The sequence below is a fragment of the Streptomyces silaceus genome, from assembly GCF_001419745.1.
GTDB classification, from domain to species: domain Bacteria; phylum Actinomycetota; class Actinomycetes; order Streptomycetales; family Streptomycetaceae; genus Streptomyces; species Streptomyces silaceus.
The window spans coordinates 1-1,990 of sequence record NZ_LIRJ01000579.1 but is presented as its reverse complement, the minus strand read 5'-3'; the positions used below and the strand labels follow the sequence as shown (position 1 = coordinate 1,990).

The 1,990-nt window shown below is 74.0% G+C and carries 2 protein-coding genes and 1 pseudogene; 1 reads left to right on the top strand and 2 read right to left on the bottom strand.

All coding sequences use genetic code 11. The features are described 5' to 3' along the window. Window positions 1–227: ATP-binding cassette domain-containing protein (locus tag AOK22_RS43480; protein WP_244165263.1), on the bottom strand; the 227-nt coding region annotated here is incomplete at its 3' end. Between AOK22_RS43480 and AOK22_RS37015 the strand changes: the two are divergent. Beyond that, window positions 162–1,118, top strand: a pseudogene (locus tag AOK22_RS37015) (ABC transporter ATP-binding protein); the annotation flags it as partial. The gene AOK22_RS43480 and the pseudogene AOK22_RS37015 sit on opposite strands and share 66 nt — an antisense overlap. A 167-nt stretch (window positions 1,119–1,285) precedes the next feature. Here AOK22_RS37015 and AOK22_RS41700 read toward each other — a convergent pair. After that, window positions 1,286–1,840 (bottom strand): hypothetical protein, encoded by a 555-nt coding sequence (locus AOK22_RS41700; RefSeq protein ID WP_055703050.1) that lies wholly within the window; start codon window positions 1,838–1,840, stop codon window positions 1,286–1,288. Between the last annotated feature and the right edge of the window lie 150 nt (window positions 1,841–1,990).

Sequence of the window (1,990 nt, the reverse complement as noted above, 5' to 3'; positions counted from 1 at the left end):
AGGTGCGGGAAGAGCGCCCCGTTCTGCGGCACCCAGGCGACTCCGCGCCGGTGCGGGGGCAGTGCGGTGACGTCGCGTTCGCCGAGCCGCAGCCGTGCGTGGGCGCGCGGGGTCAGCCCGAGCAGGGCGCGCAGGAGGGTGGTCTTGCCCGCGCCGTTGGGTCCGACGACGGCGCGGGCAAGACCACCCTCCTGCGCGCCCTGCTCGGGCTGACCCCGCGCGCCCACGCACGGCTGCGGCTCGGCGAACGCGACGTCACCGCACTGCCCCCGCACCGGCGCGGAGTCGCCTGGGTGCCGCAGAACGGGGCGCTCTTCCCGCACCTGAACGCGCTCGGCAACACCGCGTACGGACTGCGCGCCCAGGGCGTGCGCAGGGCCGAGGCCCGACGGGACGCCCAGACATGGCTCGACCGGCTCGGCGTCGGACACCTCGCGCACCGCAGGCCCGCACAGCTGTCCGGCGGGCAGGCCCAGCGGGTCGCGCTGGCGCGGGCGTTGGCGGCGCGTCCCCGGCTGCTGCTCCTCGACGAACCGCTCGCCGCCCTCGACCAGACCACCCGCGCCCACGTCCGCCACACCCTGCGCCGCCACCTCGACGGGTTCGGGGGCGTGTGTCTCATCGTCACGCACGACCCCGTCGAGGCCGTCTCCCTCGCCACCCGGGTCCTCGTGCTCGACGAGGGGCGCACGTTGCAGGACGCGCCGCCCGCCGACGTCACCCGCCATCCGCGCTCGCCCTGGGTGGCGCGGATGCTCGGCCGCAACGCCTGGCCCGGCACGGCCGACGCCGACGGCACGCTCACGCTGGCGGGGGAGGGCCGCCTGGTCGTCGCCGATCCGCCGGCCGCGGGGACGCGGGCGCTCGCCGTCATCGCGCCGGAGGCCGTCTCCGTACACCGCGAGAAGCCGGAGGGCAGCCCGCGCAACGTATGGCCGGGCACGGTACGCGAGATCACCACCGCGGGCAGCCGCCTGCGCGTCCTGATCACCTCCGCCGAGGCCCCCGACCTGGTCGCCGAGATCACCCCCCAGGCGGCACTCGAACTCGGCCTCGCCGACGGGGCGGAGGTCTGGACGAGCGTGAAGGCGACGGAGGTCTCGGTCGTGGCGCTCTGACGGGGCCTCTAGGCCGCCGTCCGGTCCAGCGCGACGACCTCGCCGGGCTTCGGCGTCGACGAGGTCGGGCGCAGCGCCGACCTCGTCCCGGACGTCCTGCCGGCTGTGGCCCCGGCAGGACGTGGAGTGAATCGTCGGGCGGATGGTGAAGGCCTGCCCTGGGAGCGCTAGTTCTCGCGGGTCAGGTCGTAGCAGTCCAATCCCCCGATCATCAGAAGGTCCAGCGTGGGGTGGACCGTGAGGGTCAGCGTGTAGTGGGTCGAGGGGCAGCGGAGGAAGGCGACGGCGGACTCGGTGAGCCGGCCCCTGCCGTTGCCCAGGTTGGTGATGCCCTCCGGGGCGGGCATCTCGGCCAGCCACGCCGCGCGTTCCTCTCCCAGGTCGGCGGTGTAGGTCGCGGCGACACCCGACGAGACCTCCGCGCGGCGCAGGACGTCGTCGTACGAGGCCGGACTGAGGATGTCGCCCACATGGTCCTGGAAGGTCAGCCAGTGCAGGCACTCCGACTCCAGCACCTCGTACGTCTTGTCGGGCCGGCGCATGCGGTAGCGGATGACGGCCCCGCTGGGGCGCCCCAGTATGACGCGGCCGATCTCGAACCCTTCCGGGCTGCCGTCCTCCACGCACACCAGGACGGTTCCCCCGCCGCCGATCGGTCTCAGGAAGAGCTTGCGGCGCTTCAGTACGTCCTGGAGTGACCGGTCGATCTTGGGTGTGCGCACGTCTTCCTTCCGGCGGCGGTGCCAGTGGCAGCGGCACGGTGGGTGCTCGGGCGCCGTACGGCCGAGCATCCTCGTGAGCGCTCCGCCTGGCGCACCGTCAAATGACTGTACTCGGTCATATGTGGGGCGGGTGTGGGGCGAGTGCGGGCC